The sequence below is a fragment of the Agrobacterium tumefaciens genome, from assembly GCA_025560025.1.
Classification (GTDB): domain Bacteria; phylum Pseudomonadota; class Alphaproteobacteria; order Rhizobiales; family Rhizobiaceae; genus Agrobacterium.
Genome location: CP048485.1, coordinates 2,522,642 through 2,541,650, shown reverse-complemented (window position 1 = coordinate 2,541,650; position 19,009 = coordinate 2,522,642). Strand labels below are relative to the sequence as shown.

Here is a 19,009-nt window from a genome sequence, read left to right as displayed (position 1 = left end):
AGCCAGGAAGAATGTCGATAGCGCAGATTTTGAACAGCATTGCCGCAAAAGGTCCGGTCTTCGAAGCCGGTCACGTCTGGCTCGCGGGTGCAGGGCCGGGCGATGTGCGTTATCTGACGCTGGAAGTGGCGCTCGCGCTGTCTCAGGCCGATATCATCGTGCGTGATGCGCTGGTGAGCGACGAAGTCATAGCGCTTGGTCCGCAGGCGGAGATTGTTTTTGCGGGCAAAAGGGGTGGTAAGCCCTCCGCGACACAGGACGATATTACCGCTTCGCTGATCGATTTCGCCAGCCAAGGCAAAAAGGTGCTGCGGCTGAAGGGCGGTGATCCCTTTATTTTCGGGCGTGGCGGCGAAGAGGCGGAGGCGCTTGTCCATGCCGGCATTCCGTTTCGCATATTGCCGGGCATGACCTCGTCGTTCACGGCGCTTGCTTCCGCTCACATCCCCGCCACCATGCGCGGCATCAGCCGCGCCGTAACGCTGGCCACAGGCCACGCAGCGGGCACGGAAGAGGATCTGGACTGGCTGGCGCTGGCGAAAACACGCGAACCCATCGTCGTTTATATGGGGCTGAAGAATATCGGCACGATCGCCAGCCTCTTGATGCAGGGTGGCCGTTCCGGCGAAACGCCGGTCGCCGTCATCATGTCGGCAACGACAGCGCAGGAGCGGATTTTCATCGGCACGCTGGAAAGCATAGCTGACGATGCAAAGCGGGAAAATTTCGAAGCGCCGGCTTTGATCGTCATCGGCGAGATTGTTTCGATGCGGGCGCGCCTTGGAGTTTCCGGTTCATGACGGCGCGGGCGATCATCATCGGTGCGCCGCGCTCGGGCTCCGGCAAGACCAGCGTGACCATCGGCCTGCTCCGGGCCTTTGCCCGACGCGGTATCAAGGTGCGCGGCATCAAGACGGGGCCTGACTACATCGATCCCGGTTTCCATGCCTTCGCCACCGGCACGGCCGGCCTCAATCTGGATAGCTGGGCCATGCGGCCGGAATTGCTGCGGCACCTGTTTTCGCAGCAGACCGAGGATGCGGAGCTTGTTCTGATCGAAAGCGCCATGGGCCTGTTCGACGGTATTCCGGTTGCGGAAAATCGCACGGGTTCGGCGGCGGATCTGGCGCGGCTGTTCGGCATTCCCGTCCTGCTGGTGCTCGACGTATCCGGCCAGTCGCAGACGGCCGCTGCTATCGCCCATGGTTTTGCCCACTACGATCCGGCCGTTACCATGGCGGCTGCGGTGCTGAACCGGGCCGGCAGCGAAAGACACCGGACGCTGTGCACGGAAGCCATCGAAAAAATCGGCCTTCCCGTTGCCGGCTGCGTGCTGCGTGATCCGTCGCTCATCCTGCCCGAACGGCATCTGGGGCTGGTGCAGGCCAGCGAACATCCGGAAATCGACGCGCATATCGAACGGCTGGCGGATGCGATGGAAAAATCCATCGATCTCGATGCCCTGCTTTCACTCGCCGCGCCGGTAAATGTGCCTTCCGGCTCGGTGGACGCGGCGATTGCACCACCCGGCCAGCGCATCGCGCTGGCAGAGGATGCGGCGTTCACTTTCCTTTATCCGCATCTCAGGAAGCATTGGCAGGCGGCCGGGGCCGAGATCGTGCCGTTTTCCCCGCTCGCGGATGAGGCACCCGACGGGAGCTGCGATATCTGCTGGCTGCCGGGAGGGTACCCCGAGCTTTTTGCCGGAAAGCTTGCGGATGCGGCTGGTTTCAAGGCTGGTGTTGCCCGCTTTGCTGCGACAAAGCCTGTTCATGGCGAGTGCGGCGGCTACATGGTGCTCGGCGAGGCGCTGGAAGATGCGGATGGCGTGACCCATGCCATGACCGGGCTTCTGTCGCATGCCACCAGCTTTGCGACGCGCAAGATGAATCTCGGCTACCGGCAGGCAACAATCGCGGCAAGCGGACCGCTCGGCGCGGTGGGGGATGTTCTGCGCGGCCATGAATTCCACTATGCGCGGGTTACCGATGCCGGCCGCGATGAGCCTTTCGCCCAGATTGCTGACGGGCAGGGTCGTCCGCTCGGGCCATCCGGTGGCAGAAGAGGTTTTGTCTCGGGTACCTTTTTCCACGCCATCGCCAGAGGCGGTTGATCGTTTCCCGGCGTGGTCCGTTGACCTGCGGCAAAGTGGACCAAGCTGCGAAAGTTTGTAGGCCTCGATCACGGGAAAGTGCTATAGATTTCTTTATAGGGCATGGAAGAGCGGAGTTATCTCCCGTGATCCATGTTCGGTGAAGTGCAGCAGGACCGAAAGCCGCTTCATATGTCCCGGTCCGAACCTGCTCTCGCGCATTTATATCGAGCGTGCCTACCGATGATGAAACCCGGATTTTTTGTCTCCGCTGCTCTTGCCGCATCCATTCTGCTGGCCCCCTTGGGCACCGGTGTCGATGGTATGGCTGCCCACGGCGGTGAAGACTATGCGACGCTGGAAAAGCTCGGTGCGGCGCTTTTCGACGATCCCAGTCTTTCGATGAACCGCACCATGGCCTGTTCCACCTGCCACATGCAGGCCGCCGGTTTTTCCGATGCACGGGAGAGCGATAAGGTCGGGCGGGACGTATCGCTCGGCGATGACGGCATTTCACTGGGCGACCGCAACGCGCCCACTGCAGCTTATGCCCGCTTCACGCCGCCTTTCGGCAGGAATGCGGCGGGAGAATATGTCGGCGGGCAGTTCTGGGATGGCCGCGCCTCTCTTCTGGAAGATCAGGCGGGTGGTCCGCCGCTCAATCCCCTCGAAATGGGCATGCCGGACAAGGCCTCGGTCGTCAAACGGCTCAGGGAAAACCCGGATTATGTCGCGGCTTTCGGCACGCAGTTCGGCAAGGATGTTTTTGCGAGCGACGACACCGCCTATGCCGCGATGACGAAGGCGCTGGCGAGCTTTGAGCGCTCGGATGAGTTCTCCACCTTCGATTCCAAATATGACCGCTTCCTGCGCGGCGAGGAGAAGCTGACCGATCAGGAAGAGCTGGGTCGGGTTCTGATCTCCTCGACGCAATTCACCAATTGCAATACCTGCCACGAAATCCGCGGCGCCAAGGGCCTGGAAGACGGCCTCTTCACCAACCACAAATATTTCAATATCGGCGTTCCCGCCAATATATCGGTTCGGGCCGTGAACGGCTCCAAGCCGGGCGCGGTCGATCTGGGGCTGGCGCAAAATCCTGAAGTTGCCGGCGATACCGCCCAGCGTGGCAAGTTCAAGGTGCCAACGCTGCGCAATGTCGCCGTCACCGGTCCTTACATGCACAATGGCGTGTTCAAGGATTTGCGCACGGTGGTGCTGTTTTATGTGAAATATAAAAGCAAGAAGCCGAGCCGCCAGATCAACCCGGAAACGGGCAAGACGTGGGATGCGCCGGAAGTGCCTGAAAATATCGCCATGGCGGAACTGACATCCGCGCCGGCGCTGGACGACAAGCGTGTGGATGCCATCGTCGCCTTTCTGAAGACGCTGACTGACAAAAGATACGAGCATCTTCTGCCGAAGGAAGATGGGCAGGCAAAGGTACCGCCTGCCCAACCGGTTTCGTCGAGCGTTACGCCGAAAGCGCCTTGAATTCGGCGAGAACCGCATCACCCATTTCGGAGGTGCCGACCTGGCGGCTGCCCTCGGCCATGATGTCGGCGGTGCGGATGCCCTTGTCGAGCACGTTTGCGATCGCTGCTTCGAGTTTCGTTGCCTCATCCACCATATTGAACGAGTAACGCAGGCACATGGCGAAGGACGCGATCATGGCGATGGGGTTGGCGATGCCCTTGCCGGCGATGTCAGGGGCCGAACCGTGTACCGGCTCATACATGGCCTTGCGCTTGCCGGTCTTGGCGTCAGGAGCGCCGAGCGAAGCGGATGGCAGCATGCCGAGCGAGCCGGTCAGCATGGCGGCGACGTCGGAGAGCATGTCGCCGAAGAGGTTGTCGGTGACGATCACGTCGAACTGCTTGGGCTTGCGCACCAGCTGCATGCCGCCGGCATCGGCCAGCATATGTTCCAGCTGAACATCCCTAAACTTGGCGGCGTGAGTTTCGGTGACCACCTGGTTCCACAGAACGCCTGACTTCATCACGTTGCGCTTTTCCATCGAGCAGACGCGGTTGTCGCGGGTTCGGGCCAGTTCGAAAGCCACGCTGGCGATGCGCTCGATCTCGAAAGTGTCGTAAATCTGCGTGTCGATGCCGCGCTTCTGGCCGTTGCCGAGATCGATGATCTGCTTCGGTTCACCGAAATAAACGCCGCCCGTCAGCTCGCGGACGATGAGGATATCGAGACCTTCGACCAGTTCCGGCTTCAGCGAAGAGGCGGCGGCGAGCGCCGGGTAGCAGATGGCGGGGCGCAGGTTGGCGAAAAGCTCGAGATCCTTGCGCAGACGCAGCAGACCGGCTTCCGGGCGGTGCTCGTAGGGGACGCCATCCCATTTCGGGCCCCCGACGGCGCCGAACAGGATCGCATCGGCGGCAAGCGCCTTTTCCATATCCGCATCGGAAATCGCCACGCCATGGGCGTCATAGGCAGAGCCGCCGACCAGGCCTTCCGAGACGGTGAAGCCGGCATTGTGCGCGCTGTTCATATAATCGATCAGCTTGCGAACTTCGGCCATGGCTTCGGGGCCGATACCGTCACCGGGCAGCAGGAAAAGCGAACGGACTGTCATGAGAAACCCTCCTTGGGCGGCGCGCCGAAAAACATCCTGAAGGGTTTTCGATTGCGGCGAGCGCGGCGTCAAACTCATTCCGTCCTGCACATGGCAAATCGTGTCGCAGCCGGACGGGATCGGAGGCTTCTTATCTCCGCCTCAAGGGCTTTTCAAGCAAAGCAAAAGCCGATCCGGTACTGTTTGGTACGGGATCGGCTTTTTTGAAGAGCGGAAATGTGATCAGGCCCAGGGGCGGACCGAAGCATTTGCCTTTTCGAACGTGTCGATGGCGCCGGAATGCTCGAGCGTCAGGCCGATATCATCAAGACCGTTCAGCATGCAGTGACGCTTGAATTCATCGATCTCGAAGGTGATCGTGCCGCCATCGGGGCCGCTGATTTCCTGACTTTCCAGATCGACGGAGAGAACGGCGTTCGATCCGCGCGACGCGTCGTCCAGCAGCTTTTCGAGGTTCTCGGGGCTGACGACGATCGGCAGGATGCCGTTCTTGAAACAGTTATTATAGAAGATATCGGCGAAGCTGGTGGAGATCACGCAGCGGATGCCGAAATCGAGAAGCGCCCATGGCGCATGTTCGCGCGAGGAGCCGCAACCGAAATTGTCGCCGGCGACAAGGATCTGGGCGTTCTGGTAGGCGGGTTTGTTCAGCACGAAATCCGGGTTTGGCGATCCATCCTCAAGATAGCGCGACTCGGCGAAAAGGCCTTTTCCGAGGCCAGTGCGCTTGATGGTCTTCAGATAGTCTTTCGGAATGATCATATCGGTGTCGATATTGACAACCGGCATGGGCGCCGCAACGCCCGTCAGCTTCGTGAACTTTTCCATCTGTCGCTTCCCGTGTTTCCCTTGAACAAAATCCGGCACTGGCCAAAATCTGCCGCATGTTCTCTGCCGGGAAATACTGCAAAACTCGGCGCTTTAGAAGCGCAAACCTGCGTTCTTCGGTACGCCTCGTGCGGCGCCCGCGCATTTCGACCGGATCAAACGATCTCAGAGATCGATAATCGTGCCTTTGCCGTCGTTCCAGACACGCATATCGCGCTGGTTGCGGGGCTTGACCGGAATGGGGGCCGGCTTCAGACGCGCCGAAAGCAGACGGGCAGCGCTAAGAACGGCGAGTACGCCGATAAAAGCGACAGTGAGCGACGCCGTGAAAAGAGCGACAATCGCCAGAATTGCGATGCCGGAGGCGGCTATGAAAAATGAACGGATGCCTTGCATGATTCAACCTTTCTTTCCAGACGAATGTGGGCCTTCTTCTTCCGGCTTGCAAGAGGATTCGGTGGATTGTCAGGTTGCAGATGTCACAAAAGCTTGACACAAGTGCGGCATGACTAATTTTTTCGGAAATATTCTTGTGAGACCGCGCCGTTCGCTGCTGTCGGTTCCGGCCATCAATGCCAGAGCGCTCGAAAAAATCCGCGATCTCGATTGTGATGGGGTAATCCTTGATCTCGAGGATTCCGTCGCGCCGGAGATGAAGGGCGCAGCGCGGGAAAATCTCAGCAGGCTTTTTTCGGACGCGCCATTTGCCGGACGCGAGACCATTATCCGTATCAATCCGCTTTCCACGCCTGATGGGGCGGCGGATTTGAAGCTTGTGCTTTCCTGCCGGCCGGATGCGGTTTTACTGCCGAAGGTGGAGCAGCCCGCAGATATTCATGATGTAGCCGACCTTCTGGCGGAGGCCGATGCGCCCCAGGACCTGAAAATCTGGGCAATGATTGAGACGCCGCTCGGTGTTTTGAACGCCGCCTCCGTCGCCGACGCTGCCCACACGCCGGATGCGCGGCTTGCCGCCTTTGTCATCGGCCTGAATGATCTGCGCAAGGAAACGCGTGTTCCAGCCCTCCCCGGGCGAACTTATCTCGTACCCTGGATGATGCAGGTGGTGCTCGCCGCCCGCGCCTATGGCCTTGATGTCATCGACAGCGTGTCCAACGATTTTCGAGACATTGCAGCTTTTGACAGTGAATGCGAACAGGGTCGCGCCATGGGGTTCGATGGCAAGATGCTGATCCACCCGGCACAGATCGAACCGGCCAATCGGCGCTTTGCGCCAGATTATGCCGCTGTTGCGGATGCGAGAGAGATTATTGCCGCTTTCGCAAAACCTGAATCTATGGAATTGAACGTCATCAACATGAACGGGCGGATGATCGAACGGCTGCATGTGGGGCAGGCCGAGAGGCTGGTCGCCATGGCCGATATCATCGCACAGAGAAAGGCAAAAAAGACGTGAAGGTCTATCGTTTCATAACCGGTCCCGATGACTCGAAGTTCTGCCATCGGGTCACCGAGGCGCTGAACAAGGGATGGGAGCTTGCCGGTTCGCCGAGCTACGCCTTCAACGCCGCAAGCGGCGTGATGCATTGCGGCCAGGCCGTGACCAAGGTGGTCGAGGGCAAAGAATACCATCCGGATATGAAGCTCGGCGAGCAGTGATTTTAGGTAGAAAATCGAGTGATTCGGGTCCGTCGATCTGATTCTCTCGATCTTCTTGTTTGTTACTGAGCCAAAACGAATATTACGGCGTATTATTTACAGCCCTTGTTCGAAATGTTCGAAAATACATTAAGTGTATGTTTCTAAATAATAAAAATTGCAAATCTCATTGTGTCTTGAGATGAAATTGCCGTTGTACATAAAGTGAACAGATACGGCGCAGCGCCCTAAGCTTGACTCAAAATATTGAGTCCCAACATATATTTACCAGCTCGGGGGCGGTCTCTGAGCTGGCACGACAAAGCCGAGGGTGCAACCTCGGCTCCGTGTCGAAACCACAATACCTTAGAAAGCTTGCGGATCAGCATATACACGGAGCAAAATACGCTCACAGACTCTTCTGTCAAGTTTGTCCAAGGTTGAAACCTAACAGGACAATCATATGCATCAACAGTCTTATAAATTGACCGAAAAGGACGCGGTAGAAATCTGGTTGCGGTACTGGGGTGGCGAGTTTCAGCACCACATTGCAGCTTCTTACGGTGTAAACCCAGGGCGGGTTAACGAAGTGATCAAGCGCAAACGTCTTGTGGGCAGCGAGACGATTGCGCTTTCAATGAGACGCGACCACTAGTGGCTTGAGGGCCGGCACCGTAGTTTTTCGGTGCCGGTCTTTTTAACGTTCGGCAGCGGCCTCGTCAGCGCTTTCCTCGATCCGCTCCATGTCATCATCTGAAAGGCCGAAATGATGGCCGATCTCGTGGATGAGGACATGGGTGATGATATCGCCCAGCGTTTCCTCGTTCTCGGCCCAGTAGTCGAGAATGGGGCGACGATAAAGCGTGATGCGGTTCACCATCTCGCCCGTTTCCATGGTGAAACGTTCGGAGATGCCGCGTCCTTCGAACAGTCCGAGAAGATCGAAGGGTGTTTCGAGCGCCATGTCTTCGAACACGTCATCGGTCGGAAAATCGGCGATCTCGATGATGAGATCCTTCGTTAAGGCGCGGAATTCTTCTGGCAGGTGGCCATATGCCTCGATCGCAAGCGACTCGAAGGCGGAAAGTGTCGGCGCATGGCGGTCCCGCCAATCGTCGGTCTGGTCTATGCGGGCCATTTCTGCTCCTTGTTGGAAGGCCCATATAAACACTTGCTGCGCAAATTTCGAGACCCGACTGCTTCACCTGCCGAAAAAGCATGAAATTCTTGGCGTTACAGTTACTTTTCAAGCCGTCGTCATCTTGACATAAACGGACGTCTCGCGTAATCGGCACCCAAATTGATGGCGTAGTGCGCCTTCTGTTTATTCCGCCCCTCAAAAGGCGGCTTCACCGGCAGACATTCAAAGGGGCATTCAGTCCTGACGGATTTCCGCTACTCCGACTGATAAAAAGACGGCCAGCTTGCATATGCGGGCAGAGCCGGAACGAACATGAAAGGATAAAAAATGTTCGCAGTCATCAAGACCGGCGGTAAGCAGTACCGCGTAGCGGCCGACGCCGTGCTGACCATCGAAAAGCTGGAAGCAGAGGCAGGCGCAACTGTAGAATTCACCGAAGTTCTCGTTGTTGGCGAAGGCGCCGACGCCAAGTTCGGTGCACCCTTTGTCAAGGGCGCCATCGTCAAGGCTGAAGTTGTCGAGCACAATCGCGGCAAGAAGGTCATCGCCTTCAAGAAGCGTCGTCGTCAGAACTCCAAGCGTTCGCGCGGCCATCGTCAGCATCACACTGTCGTCCGCATCACGGACATCGTTGCTGCCTGATCGGCGCGACACGGGAAACAAGGTTTAAAGGAGAACTCCAATGGCACACAAAAAAGCTGGCGGTTCCTCGCGTAACGGTCGCGATTCCGAATCCAAGCGCCTTGGCGTGAAGAAGTTCGGCGGCGAAGCCGTCATTCCAGGCAACATTATTCTGCGTCAGCGCGGCACGCAGTGGCATCCGGGCGCCAATGTCGGCATCGGCAAGGACCACACGATTTTCGCACTAACCGCAGGTAACGTGAACTTCCGCACGAAGGCCAATGGCCGCGTGTTCGTATCCGTGGCTCCGAAAGCGGAAGCCGCAGAATAAGCCGGTAAGCGTCATATGCAGCCGGTGTCCCATCGACCCGGCTGAGACGTATCAGGTTCAGTCAAGAAAACAGGGGAGATGGGGCACCACCCAACTCCCCTTTTTCTTTAACCCCAAGGAGGGACTGAACCATGCAAGCTGAATTGTTGAGGGTTGACCAATCACGGTCACCCGAGGAACGGCCGAGGCCCGATCGGTCGAGGAGCGATTGCCCCGTTTTACTGTCGCAGAGGCTGGTTTTACGCAAGCCTCACGAAGAAGACATCGACGCCCTTGCCCATCTTGCCAACAACGCCAATATCGCGACCATGGTGTCGCGTATGCCGCACCCGTACACGGCCAAAGACGCCGCGGACTTCGTGCGACGCACCAAAGCTGGCGAGATTGGCAAGTGCGTCTATGCGATTACCCGCATGGACAATGGCGAGTTTCTGGGCTGCTGCGCGCTGGAACCCCAGGAAGACGAAAAGACGCTGGAGATCGGTTACTGGCTGGGGGAACCCTACTGGAACCGGGGCTATATGACGGAAGCTGCGCATGCGCTGATCGACATGGCCTTCCGCACGCGTGAAATCGACCAGATCGATGCGCGTTGCCGGGTCACCAACATTCCCTCGCGTCGCGTCATCCAGAAGTGCGGTTTCCAGTTCCAGGGCTCCGGCATGGTCGGTTCGCTGGCGCTGGGCGGCATGGTGCCGGTTGAATGGTACCGGCTGGACCGCAAGACCTGGGTTTCGCTGAAGAGCTGGGGGGATATGGGATGAGCACGCTCGAGCTTACCCGTCGCCGTGCAGCTGCAACCGCAGCGCCGCCCGGCCCCTGCCCCGTCATTGAGACGTCGCGTCTGGTGCTGCGCCCGCAGCGGCTTTCCGATGCTGGCAGCATTGCGGAATCGCTTGGCGATTTCGCCGTGACCAGGATGCTGGCCCGTGTTCCCGCACCCTACCACAGGCAGGATGCGCTGGAATGGCTGGTTCTGCGAACCTCCGGCACCCTGCCCGACTGGGATTTCGCCATCACCAGTGGTGACGATACCCTGATCGGGGTTGTCTCGATCGAGCTGCGGCATGGCGAGTGGCATCTGGGCTACTGGCTCAACCGTTTCTACTGGGGCAAGGGTTACATGACCGAGGCGGTGGCTGCTGTGGTCGAGCGGTTCTTCCGCCGCATGCCAGGGGTGGTTCTCCATTCCGGCGTGTTCGCGGATAACCCTGTATCCCTGCGCGTGCAGGAGAAACTGGGCTTCCGGGTGACCGGCTGCCACCAGATCTACGCCACGGCGCGTGCCGCCATGGTGGCGCATATCGATACGGTGATCACGGCTGAGGATTTCCTCCCGCCGCATCGCTGACACCTGAAGAGCATCGGGCCGAAAACCATTACAGTTTTCGGCCCGATGCTTTGAACAGGGCCGGTTTATCCCAAACCGACCTTGTCTCACGCAGGGGCTTCCCGCACGATAGTCTTTGACCTCGTGAAGAAGCGCTTGTATTCGAAACGACGATATTTTTGTTTGGCGCAACGCGATTGACGAATGCGCCCGCAAACCGACAGAACGGCAGTCCGATGAAATTTCTCGATGAAGCAAAAGTCTATATCAAGTCCGGTGATGGTGGCGCAGGCGCCGTTTCCTTCCGGCGCGAAAAATTCATCGAATTCGGCGGTCCTGACGGTGGCGATGGCGGACGCGGCGGCGATGTCTGGGTTGAGGTGGTCAACGGCCTTAACACGCTGATCGATTTCCGCTTCCAGCAGCATTTCAAGGCCTCCATCGGGCAGCACGGCATGGGCAAGACCCGCACCGGCGCCAAGGGTTCGGATGTGGTGCTGAAGGTACCCGTCGGTACGCAGATATTCGAGGAAGACAATGAAACGCTGATCGTCGACCTCACCAAGGAAGGTCAGCGCTTTCGTCTTGCCGCCGGCGGTAATGGCGGTTTCGGCAATGCCTATTTCAAGTCGTCCACCAACCAGGCGCCCACCCATGCCAATCCGGGTCTTGCCGGCGAGGAAAAGACGGTCTGGCTTCGCCTGAAGCTGATCGCCGATGCCGGTCTTGTTGGTCTGCCCAATGCGGGTAAATCCACGTTCCTTGCGACGGTCACCCGTGCGCGGCCGAAGATCGCCAATTATCCCTTCACCACCCTTCATCCGAACCTGGGCGTCGCGACCATCGATGGCCGTGAATTCGTGCTGGCTGATATTCCGGGCCTCATCGAAGGCGCACATGAGGGCGTCGGCATCGGTGACCGGTTCCTCGGTCATGTGGAGCGTACCCGCGTTCTTCTGCATCTCGTCTCGGCGCAGGAAGAAAAGGTCGGCAAGGCCTACAAGACGGTCAAGGCCGAGCTGGACGCTTATGGCGGCGGGCTGACCGACAAGCCGGAAATCGTGGCTTTGTCGCAGATCGACGTGCTCGATGAAAAAGAGCTGAAAAAGAAGGCCAAGGAACTGGAGAAGGCCTGTGGTCGTCCGCCGCTCCTGTTGTCCGCTGCCGCCCATATCGGCATGACGGAAGCGTTGCGCGCCCTTCGCGATATCATTGTCTCGGCGAGCCATGGCGGCGAAACCGCCCTTCCCGATCGTTCGATGCCTGCCGAGAGCGAGGTTGAGGAAGAGGACGATCGCCTATGAGCCTGACCCGCAAACCGCTGGCCAGCCATCACCGGATCGTCATCAAGATCGGTTCGGCACTTCTGGTGGACCGGAAAAGCGGGCTCAAGAAGGATTGGCTTGATGCCATCTGCGAGGATATTGCCGCGCTGAAGAAAAACGGCGCGGATGTGCAGGTCGTGTCTTCGGGCGCCATCGCGCTCGGCCGTACCGTGCTTGGCCTGCCCTCCGGCGCATTGAAGCTGGAGGAAAGCCAGGCGGCCGCCGCAGTCGGCCAGATTGCCCTGGCGCGGGCGTGGTCGGAAAGCCTGTCGCGGCATGAGATTGTCGCGGGCCAGATTCTGCTGACCCTCTCCGATACCGAGGAGCGCCGCCGCTATCTCAATGCGCGGGCGACCATCAACCAGCTCCTGAAGATCGGCGCCATACCGATCATCAATGAAAACGACACGGTTGCGACCACCGAAATCCGTTATGGCGACAATGACCGTCTGGCGGCGCGTGTCGCGACCATGACGGGTGCCGATCTTCTGGTGCTGCTGTCGGATATTGACGGGCTCTATACTGCACCACCGCATCTCGATCCGGATGCGAAATTCCTCGAGACGATTGCGGACATTACCCCCGAGATTGAGGCTATGGCCGGCGGCGCGGCCTCCGAGCTTTCGCGTGGCGGCATGCGCACCAAGATCGATGCGGGCAAGATCGCGACGGCCGCGGGCTGCGGCATGATCATCGCCTCCGGCAAGACGCTCAATCCGCTGAAGGCGATCGAAAACGGTGCCCGTTCCTCGTGGTTTGCGCCATCAGGCACACCGGTGACGGCGCGCAAGACCTGGATTGCCGGGCAGTTGCAGCCGGCCGGTGAAATCCATGTGGATGCGGGCGCGGAAAAAGCCCTCTATGCTGGTAAAAGCCTGCTTCCCGCGGGCGTGCGGGTGGTTAAGGGCAACTTCGGCCGTGGTGATGCCATCGCCATCATCGGCGTGGAGGGTCGCGAGGTCGCGCGTGGTCTTGCTGGCTACGATGCGGAAGAGGCGCGTCTCATCATCGGCCACAAGTCGAACGAGATCGAGGCGATCCTCGGTTATGTCGGACGTGCGGCGATGATCCATCGCGACGATCTGGTGATGACCGGTGCTGCCGTCAAAGTCAAAAATGCGAAGAAGGATGAGGTCCATGCCTGAACAGGCCGTAAAGCAGAGCCATGATATCGATGCGCTGATGATGACCATCGGCGCTCAGGCAAAAGCTGCTTCGCGACCGTTGTCCATTGCAGGGACTGAGCAGAAGAACCGCGCGCTTCTTGCCATGGCCTCCGCGATAGAGGCCTCCAGAGAAACGATCCTTGCGGCCAACCGGATAGATCTGGCCGCGGCGGATAATGCCGGCCTTGCCGCCTCCTTCATCGACAGGCTCACGCTAAACGATGCGCGGATAGCCGGCATTGCCGAAGGCATTCGCTCGGTTGCCGGGCTGCCCGACCCCGTCGGCGAAGTCATTGCCGCCTGGGATCGTCCGAACGGGCTGAAGATCGAGCGTGTGCGCACGCCGCTTGGCGTGATCGGTGTGATTTACGAAAGCCGCCCGAATGTGACGGCGGATGCCGGGGCGCTCTGCCTCAAGGCCGGCAATGCCGTGATCCTGCGGGGCGGCTCGGATTCGCAACATTCATCGCGTGCTATCCATGCCTGCCTCGTTGAGGGCCTGAAGATTGCCGGACTTCCCGAACATGCCATTCAGCTGGTGCCGGTCACAGATCGTGCTGCCGTGGGGGCGCTTCTTGGCGGATTGAATGGCACTGTTGACGTGATCGTGCCGCGCGGCGGTAAAAGCCTCGTTGCGCGGGTGCAGTCTGAAGCCCGTGTTCCGGTCTTTGCGCATCTGGAAGGTATTTGCCATATCTATGTCGACAGCTCGGCCGATCTCGACATGGCGAAACGCATCGTCGTGAATGCCAAGATGCGCCGTACCGGCATTTGCGGGGCGGCTGAAACGCTGCTGGTGGATGCCGCTGCCGTTTCCACGCATCTGGAACCGCTCATCAAGGGTCTGATCGAGGCCGGATGTGAAGTGCGTGGTTCACAGGCCGTTCGCAATGTGGTTGAGGGCCTGAAAGCCGCGACGGAAGAAGACTGGCGAACCGAATATCTCGATGCGATCATTTCGGTTGCTGTCGTTGACGGTATATCCGGCGCCATCGATCATATCAGCACCTATTCGTCCAATCATACCGAGGCGGTGGTCGCCGAGGATCCTGATGTGGTGGAGCGGTTCTTCAACGAACTCGATTCGGCCATTCTGCTACACAATGCCTCGACGCAATTTGCCGATGGCGGTGAATTCGGCATGGGTGCGGAAATCGGTATTGCAACCGGCAAGATGCATGCGCGGGGCCCTGTTGGCGTCGAGCAGCTCACCTCGTTCAAATACCGGGTGCATGGCACCGGCCAGACACGGACCTGATTTTGCCGACTGAGAAACGCCTCGACAGACGTTATCTCACCATGCCGCATGCGGAGCGCGGCATGGTTGTCGGGCTTTTCGGCGGCTCCTTTAATCCGCCGCATGCCGGTCATGCCCTTGTTGCTGAAATCGCGCTGCGCCGGTTGGGTCTCGACCAGCTCTGGTGGATGGTAACACCGGGCAATCCGCTGAAAAGCCGCTCCGAACTGGCATCTCTGGAGGATCGCATCGCTGCGTGCGAAAGGCTGGTCAGCGATCCACGTATCAAGGTGACAGCCTTCGAAAAATCGCTGGGAATCAGCTACACGGCCAATACGCTTGCCAAGGTGAAGGCGAAAAATCCGCATGTCCGGTTCATCTGGATCATGGGCGCCGATAATCTGAAAAGCTTCCATCGCTGGCAGAAATGGCGGGAGATTGCCGAGACCTTTCCGATTGCGGTTATCGATCGGCCGGGCTCCACGCTTTCCTACCTCTCCTCCACCATGGCGCAGGCCTTCAGTCAGGCGCGGATAGATGAGGACGATGCCGGGGTCCTGTGGAAGAAACGCGCCCCTGCCTGGGTTTTCATCCATGGCCCGCGCTCCACGCTCAGCTCCACGGCATTGCGCAATGGTCACAAATGACACGCATGATCACAAATGATGTATGCGCCAGAAGCCGAAGCCTCCATATCTTGAAAAGTTAATGCTTTGGTGCCACCTTTATTGAGCGACGCAGAGAATCGCGTCGCCAGTACCTGTTTTGTCATTCTTGGAAAGGGAAAACCTCTGACAACAGTACACGCCAAGGGAAGAGCATTTGTTGCTATCCCGAAGGGCCAGGACAGTGGCGCCGATGCCGCCGACCACGCCCTTGAAACCGTCCTCGCGAGCCTCGAGGACTCCAAGGCCGAAGATATCGTATCTCTCAACATTGCCGGAAAATCGGCGCTTGCGGACTACATGGTTGTGGTCTCCGGGCGATCGAACAGGCATGTCTCGGCGATTTGCGAGCATCTTCTTAAAGATATGAAGGGTGAAGGGTTCGGAAACGCCCGCGTCGAGGGTCTCGAGACCGGAGACTGGGTGCTGATCGATACCGGCGATATCATCGTTCATGTGTTCCGTCCGGAAATCCGCGCCTTCTACAACATTGAGAAAATGTGGGCGACGCCGGATATGCCGGAAGAAACGCTGCATTGACGCGGTGAGCCTTGTTTCGCATCGAGCTTCCCGACTATCTCGTTTGATGTCGGGCCGGTGCGTCTGGCCGGAAAGCGAACCGGCCGCATAGGAATCCGCAGGCTATGCTGTTAAGAGCGTGACCCTGTTGGGTCACGACAAATGCAGGTTTGCGATGCGGATTTCGATTTTTGCGGTGGGGCGGCTTAAATCCGGCCCGGAGAAGGATCTTGCGACCCGTTATATCGAGCGTCTAGCCAAGACCGGCCCGGCGATCGGGCTGGAGTTTTCGCGGGTGATCGAGGTCGCGGAAAGCCGGGCGTCGAATGCCGAGACACGCAAGCGCGAAGAAGCGGCGATGCTCGAAAAACATCTGGTCGACGGGGCGGTTCTCGTGCTTCTGGATGAGCGCGGCAAGGCGCTGGACAGCCCGGGTTTTGCGACATTTTTTGGTGATTTGCGCGATAGCGGCAAGCGCGATCTCGTGATCGCGATCGGTGGCGCCGACGGTCTCGACCCGGCCCTTTACGACAGGGCGGCCGCCGTTCTCAATCTCGGCAAGCTCACATGGCCGCATCAGATCGTTCGTATTTTGATCGCCGAACAGCTTTACAGGGCCGTCACGATCCTTTCCGGCCACCCCTATCATCGCGTTTGAACGGGTTTCGATTCGGCGAATTGTCTCAATTTCAACATGAAGCTCCGCGACACCGCTGACAGCGCACGGCTTTGGCGGCGGCCTTTTCAGGGCCTCTTGGAAGATCGCGGCAAAATCCCTAATATCGGCGCTCCTGCTTCGGCATCAAAGAAAGTTCACATGGACAACAGGTCTCAACGAAAACGGCACGCTGCCCTTGCGGGCGCAGTTATTGCTGTTTTCGTCATGGGGATCGGTCCGACCTATTCGCGGGATGATGCGGGCGCCGTTCCCGCCGCAGGCGATGATTCGTCGCCGGATGCGCTGCAAACGCTGGAAAAGCGCCGGGACCAGAACCGGCAGGATCTGGAGGAACTGGTCGACAGCATCGGTCTTTCCGAAGACAAGACCCGCAATCTCGAGGAGAGCATCGCTTCCCTCAATCAGGACAGTGCCCGTATCCGGGAGGAGCTGATCGCATCGGCTGCCCGGCGCAAGGCCCTCGAAACCAAGATCAGCGACGGCGAAGATCGTCTGGCGAAGCTCTCGGTTCGCGAAGATGGCGTCAAGGCATCATTGCGGGAGAGACGCGGTGTGCTTGCCGAGGTTCTGGCCGCGCTGCAGCGCATGGGACGAAATCCGCCGCCTGCCCTTCTGGTCTCGCCGGAGGATGCGCTTGCTTCGGTGCGCAGCGCCATTCTTCTCGGCGCCGTTGTTCCAGGTATTCGCGGTGAAACTGACAAGCTGATTTCCGCTCTCAAAGAATTGACCGATCTCAGGCAGGCAATCGCTCGCGAAAAGGACGATCTTACGGGTATGATGACGGCAAGTCTGGAAGAGGAAAAACGCCTCGACCTGCTGCTGGCTGAAAATGGTCGCAAGAACACCCAGACGGCGGCGGAGCTGGAGGCGGAACGCAAGCGATCTGAAGAGCTTGCGAGCAAGGCGACGAGCCTCGAGGGGCTGGTCAGTTCGCTTGAAGGCGAGATTACCTCGGTGCGGGAGGCGATGGAAAAGGCGCGGGCGGAAGAGCAGCGGCTGGCCCGTCTTTCCGAGGCGGAGCGCGAAAAAGAGCGTGCTGCGGCCGAGGCGGGAATGCCTGATAAAAACCGTATTGCGCCCGCATATCCCTTCGCAAGTTTGAAGGGAAAGCTGGAGGTTCCGGTTGCGGGCGAGGTGCTTCGGCGCTTCGGCGATGCGGATGGTACTGGCCACTTTTCCAAGGGAATTGTCGTTGCGAGCGGACCGGAAGCCATCGTGACGGCGCCTGCAGACGGCTTTGTGGTGTTTGCCGGAGATTTTCGCAGTTACGGCCGGATGATCATCCTCAATACGGGTGATGGATATCATGTGGTGATGACGGGCATGGACAATGTGAGGACACGGCAGGGAATGTTTGTGTTCTCCGGAGAGCCCATCGCCTCCATGGGTGCAAAAAGAGTAGCGAGTGCAGCAGCATTGGCGCTGGAAACCGACAGGCCAACGCTTTACATTGAGTTCAGGAAAGATGGTGTGCCGGTTGATTCCCAACCGTGGTGGACCGCAAAAAATACCGGAAGGGCGCACAATGATTCGTAAGGTTTCGCTTCTCCTTATCGGTGGGCTTATGGGCGCCACGGCGATGAGCGTGATTTATTCGGCGAGCATGCCGGCACAGGCGGCCGGGCCTTCGACCTATAAGGAATTGTCGATCTTTGGCGACGTGTTCGAGCGTGTGCGTGCACAATATGTGACGCCGCCGGATGACGAGAAGCTGGTGGAAAATGCCATCAACGGCATGCTGAGCTCGCTCGATCCGCATTCGAGCTTCATGAATGCCAAGGATGCCAACGATATGCGCACCCAGACAAAGGGTGAGTTCGGCGGCCTCGGCATCGAAGTGACCATGGAAAACGAGTTGGTCAAGGTCATCACACCGATCGATGACACGCCGGCTTCCCGCGCGGGTATTCTTTCGGGCGACTTTATTTCGGAGATCGACGGTACGCCGGTTCGCGGCCTGAAGCTGGAGCAGGCGGTCGAAAAGATGCGCGGCGCGGTCAAGACGCCGATCAAGCTGACGATCATCCGTCAGGGCGCGGACAAGCCGCTCGAATTCACCGTCATGCGTGATGTCATTGCCGTTCGTGCGGTGAAGTCCCGTGTTGAAGGCGACAATGTCGGTTATCTGCGCGTCATCTCCTTTACCGAGAAGACCTATGACGACCTCGAAAAGGCGATCAAGAAGATCAAGGCGGACGTGCCTGCCGACAAGCTGAAGGGCTATGTGCTTGACCTGCGCCTTAACCCGGGCGGTCTGCTCGATCAGGCGATCAATGTATCGGATGCCTTCCTTGAGCGCGGCGAAGTCGTTTCGACCCGTGGCCGCAACCCGGACGAGACCCGCCGTTTCAATGCGACGGCAGGCGATTTGACCGATGGCAAGCCGGTGATCGTGCTCGTCAATGGCGGTTCTGCTTCGGCCTCTGAAATCGTCGCCGGTGCGCTGCAGGATCTGCGTCGCGCGACCGTGGTCGGCACCCGCTCCTTCGGCAAGGGTTCTGTCCAGACGATCATTCCGCTCGGCGAGGCAGGTGCGCTGCGCCTGACCACGGCGCTTTATTACACGCCGTCGGGCAAGTCGATCCAGGGCACGGGCATCGAGCCGGATATCAAGGTCGAACAGCCATTGCCGCCCGAATTGCAGGGCAAGGTGACCACCGAAGGTGAATCCGGTCTTTCCGGCCACATCAAGGGCCAGAGTGAAACGGACGAAGGTTCGGGTTCCTCCGCCTATGTTCCGCCGGAAGCCAAGGACGACCTCCAGCTCAACTATGCGCTGGACCTGTTGCGCGGCACCAAGACGGATCCGTCTTTCCCGCCGAACCCGGAAAAGGCTGTGGTCAACAAGCAGTAAGATGGATGCGCCGGTCAGCCGGCGCATTGTCTCCA

At 59.0% G+C, this 19,009-nt stretch carries 21 protein-coding genes; 17 read left to right on the top strand and 4 right to left on the bottom strand.

Annotation, left to right across the window (positions count from 1 at the left end; translation table 11 throughout):
- The first annotated feature begins 11 nt into the window (after positions 1-11).
- The 3 genes from cobA to FY152_12270 all read left to right on the top strand — a co-directional run bounded on the left by cobA (position 12) and on the right by FY152_12270 (position 3,586).
- Positions 12-800: a uroporphyrinogen-III C-methyltransferase gene (cobA, locus tag FY152_12280; GenBank protein UXS32834.1), complete on the top strand. Its 789-nt coding sequence runs from the start codon at positions 12-14 to the stop codon at positions 798-800.
- The gene (locus tag FY152_12275) at positions 797-2,113 is read left to right on the top strand and encodes a cobyrinate a,c-diamide synthase (GenBank protein UXS32833.1); all 1,317 of its coding nucleotides are present in this window, start codon (positions 797-799) and stop codon (positions 2,111-2,113) included. Before cobA ends, FY152_12275 begins: the two co-directional genes overlap by 4 nt.
- Before the next feature lie 222 nt (positions 2,114-2,335).
- Positions 2,336-3,586 carry a cytochrome-c peroxidase gene (locus FY152_12270; protein UXS32832.1) on the top strand — a complete coding sequence of 417 codons (1,251 nt, stop codon included), beginning with the start codon at positions 2,336-2,338 and terminating at the stop codon, positions 3,584-3,586.
- On the opposite strand, the gene leuB is transcribed toward FY152_12270, so the two are convergent.
- The 3 genes from leuB to FY152_12255 form a co-directional block, all read right to left on the bottom strand.
- Positions 3,567-4,679 (bottom strand): 3-isopropylmalate dehydrogenase, encoded by a 1,113-nt coding sequence (gene leuB, locus FY152_12265; protein ID UXS32831.1) that lies wholly within the window; start codon positions 4,677-4,679, stop codon positions 3,567-3,569. The two genes, FY152_12270 and leuB, sit on opposite strands and share 20 nt — an antisense overlap.
- 222 nt (positions 4,680-4,901) lie before the next feature.
- On the bottom strand, positions 4,902-5,507 hold the full coding sequence (gene leuD, locus FY152_12260; GenBank protein ID UXS32830.1) for a 3-isopropylmalate dehydratase small subunit: 606 nt from the start codon (positions 5,505-5,507) through the stop codon (positions 4,902-4,904).
- A gap of 165 nt (positions 5,508-5,672) precedes the next feature.
- Positions 5,673-5,903 carry a hypothetical protein gene (locus FY152_12255; protein ID UXS32829.1) on the bottom strand — a complete coding sequence of 77 codons (231 nt, stop codon included), beginning with the start codon at positions 5,901-5,903 and terminating at the stop codon, positions 5,673-5,675.
- Positions 5,904-6,012: 109 nt separating this feature from the next.
- Here FY152_12255 and FY152_12250 point away from each other — a divergent pair, with 109 nt between their 5' ends.
- Both FY152_12250 and FY152_12245 read left to right on the top strand, forming a co-directional pair.
- Positions 6,013-6,924: a CoA ester lyase gene (locus FY152_12250; protein ID UXS32828.1), complete on the top strand. Its 912-nt coding sequence runs from the start codon at positions 6,013-6,015 to the stop codon at positions 6,922-6,924.
- Positions 6,921-7,127 (top strand): DUF1737 domain-containing protein, encoded by a 207-nt coding sequence (locus FY152_12245; protein UXS32827.1) that lies wholly within the window; start codon positions 6,921-6,923, stop codon positions 7,125-7,127. The genes FY152_12250 and FY152_12245 overlap by 4 nt, the downstream gene beginning before the upstream one ends.
- A gap of 676 nt (positions 7,128-7,803) precedes the next feature.
- Here the strand turns inward: FY152_12245 and FY152_12240 are convergent.
- Complete coding sequence (locus FY152_12240) at positions 7,804-8,244, bottom strand: metallopeptidase family protein (protein UXS32826.1); 441 nt, start codon at positions 8,242-8,244, stop codon at positions 7,804-7,806.
- A 330-nt stretch (positions 8,245-8,574) separates the two neighbouring features.
- Between FY152_12240 and rplU the strand changes: the two genes are divergently transcribed.
- The 12 genes from rplU (at position 8,575) to FY152_12180 (ending at position 18,974) form a co-directional block, all read left to right on the top strand.
- Positions 8,575-8,889, top strand: a complete 315-nt coding sequence (gene rplU, locus FY152_12235; protein ID UXS32825.1) for a 50S ribosomal protein L21 — start codon at positions 8,575-8,577, stop codon at positions 8,887-8,889.
- Between the two features lie 40 nt (positions 8,890-8,929).
- The gene (rpmA, locus tag FY152_12230; GenBank protein ID UXS32824.1) at positions 8,930-9,199 is read left to right on the top strand and encodes a 50S ribosomal protein L27; all 270 of its coding nucleotides are present in this window, start codon (positions 8,930-8,932) and stop codon (positions 9,197-9,199) included.
- A 131-nt stretch (positions 9,200-9,330) separates the two neighbouring features.
- The gene (locus tag FY152_12225) at positions 9,331-9,963 is read left to right on the top strand and encodes a GNAT family N-acetyltransferase (GenBank protein UXS32823.1); all 633 of its coding nucleotides are present in this window, start codon (positions 9,331-9,333) and stop codon (positions 9,961-9,963) included.
- Positions 9,960-10,550, top strand: a complete 591-nt coding sequence (locus tag FY152_12220; protein ID UXS32822.1) for a GNAT family N-acetyltransferase — start codon at positions 9,960-9,962, stop codon at positions 10,548-10,550. The genes FY152_12225 and FY152_12220 overlap by 4 nt, the downstream gene beginning before the upstream one ends.
- A gap of 215 nt (positions 10,551-10,765) precedes the next feature.
- Positions 10,766-11,833: a GTPase ObgE gene (gene obgE, locus FY152_12215; GenBank protein UXS32821.1), complete on the top strand. Its 1,068-nt coding sequence runs from the start codon at positions 10,766-10,768 to the stop codon at positions 11,831-11,833.
- Positions 11,830-12,999 carry a glutamate 5-kinase gene (locus FY152_12210; GenBank protein UXS32820.1) on the top strand — a complete coding sequence of 390 codons (1,170 nt, stop codon included), beginning with the start codon at positions 11,830-11,832 and terminating at the stop codon, positions 12,997-12,999. Before obgE ends, FY152_12210 begins: the two co-directional genes overlap by 4 nt.
- The gene (locus FY152_12205; GenBank protein UXS32819.1) at positions 12,992-14,278 is read left to right on the top strand and encodes a glutamate-5-semialdehyde dehydrogenase; all 1,287 of its coding nucleotides are present in this window, start codon (positions 12,992-12,994) and stop codon (positions 14,276-14,278) included. Before FY152_12210 ends, FY152_12205 begins: the two co-directional genes overlap by 8 nt.
- 2 nt (positions 14,279-14,280) lie before the next feature.
- The gene (locus tag FY152_12200; GenBank protein UXS32818.1) at positions 14,281-14,904 is read left to right on the top strand and encodes a nicotinate-nucleotide adenylyltransferase; all 624 of its coding nucleotides are present in this window, start codon (positions 14,281-14,283) and stop codon (positions 14,902-14,904) included.
- A 123-nt stretch (positions 14,905-15,027) separates the two neighbouring features.
- Positions 15,028-15,462, top strand: a complete 435-nt coding sequence (rsfS, locus tag FY152_12195; protein UXS33278.1) for a ribosome silencing factor — start codon at positions 15,028-15,030, stop codon at positions 15,460-15,462.
- Positions 15,463-15,616: 154 nt separating this feature from the next.
- The gene (gene rlmH / locus FY152_12190) at positions 15,617-16,099 is read left to right on the top strand and encodes a 23S rRNA (pseudouridine(1915)-N(3))-methyltransferase RlmH (GenBank protein ID UXS32817.1); all 483 of its coding nucleotides are present in this window, start codon (positions 15,617-15,619) and stop codon (positions 16,097-16,099) included.
- A 159-nt stretch (positions 16,100-16,258) separates the two neighbouring features.
- A complete protein-coding gene (locus tag FY152_12185; GenBank protein ID UXS32816.1) occupies positions 16,259-17,656 on the top strand; it encodes a murein hydrolase activator EnvC in 1,398 nt (465 codons plus the stop codon).
- Positions 17,646-18,974: a S41 family peptidase gene (locus FY152_12180; protein UXS32815.1), complete on the top strand. Its 1,329-nt coding sequence runs from the start codon at positions 17,646-17,648 to the stop codon at positions 18,972-18,974. The genes FY152_12185 and FY152_12180 overlap by 11 nt, the downstream gene beginning before the upstream one ends.
- Positions 18,975-19,009 lie beyond the last annotated feature (35 nt).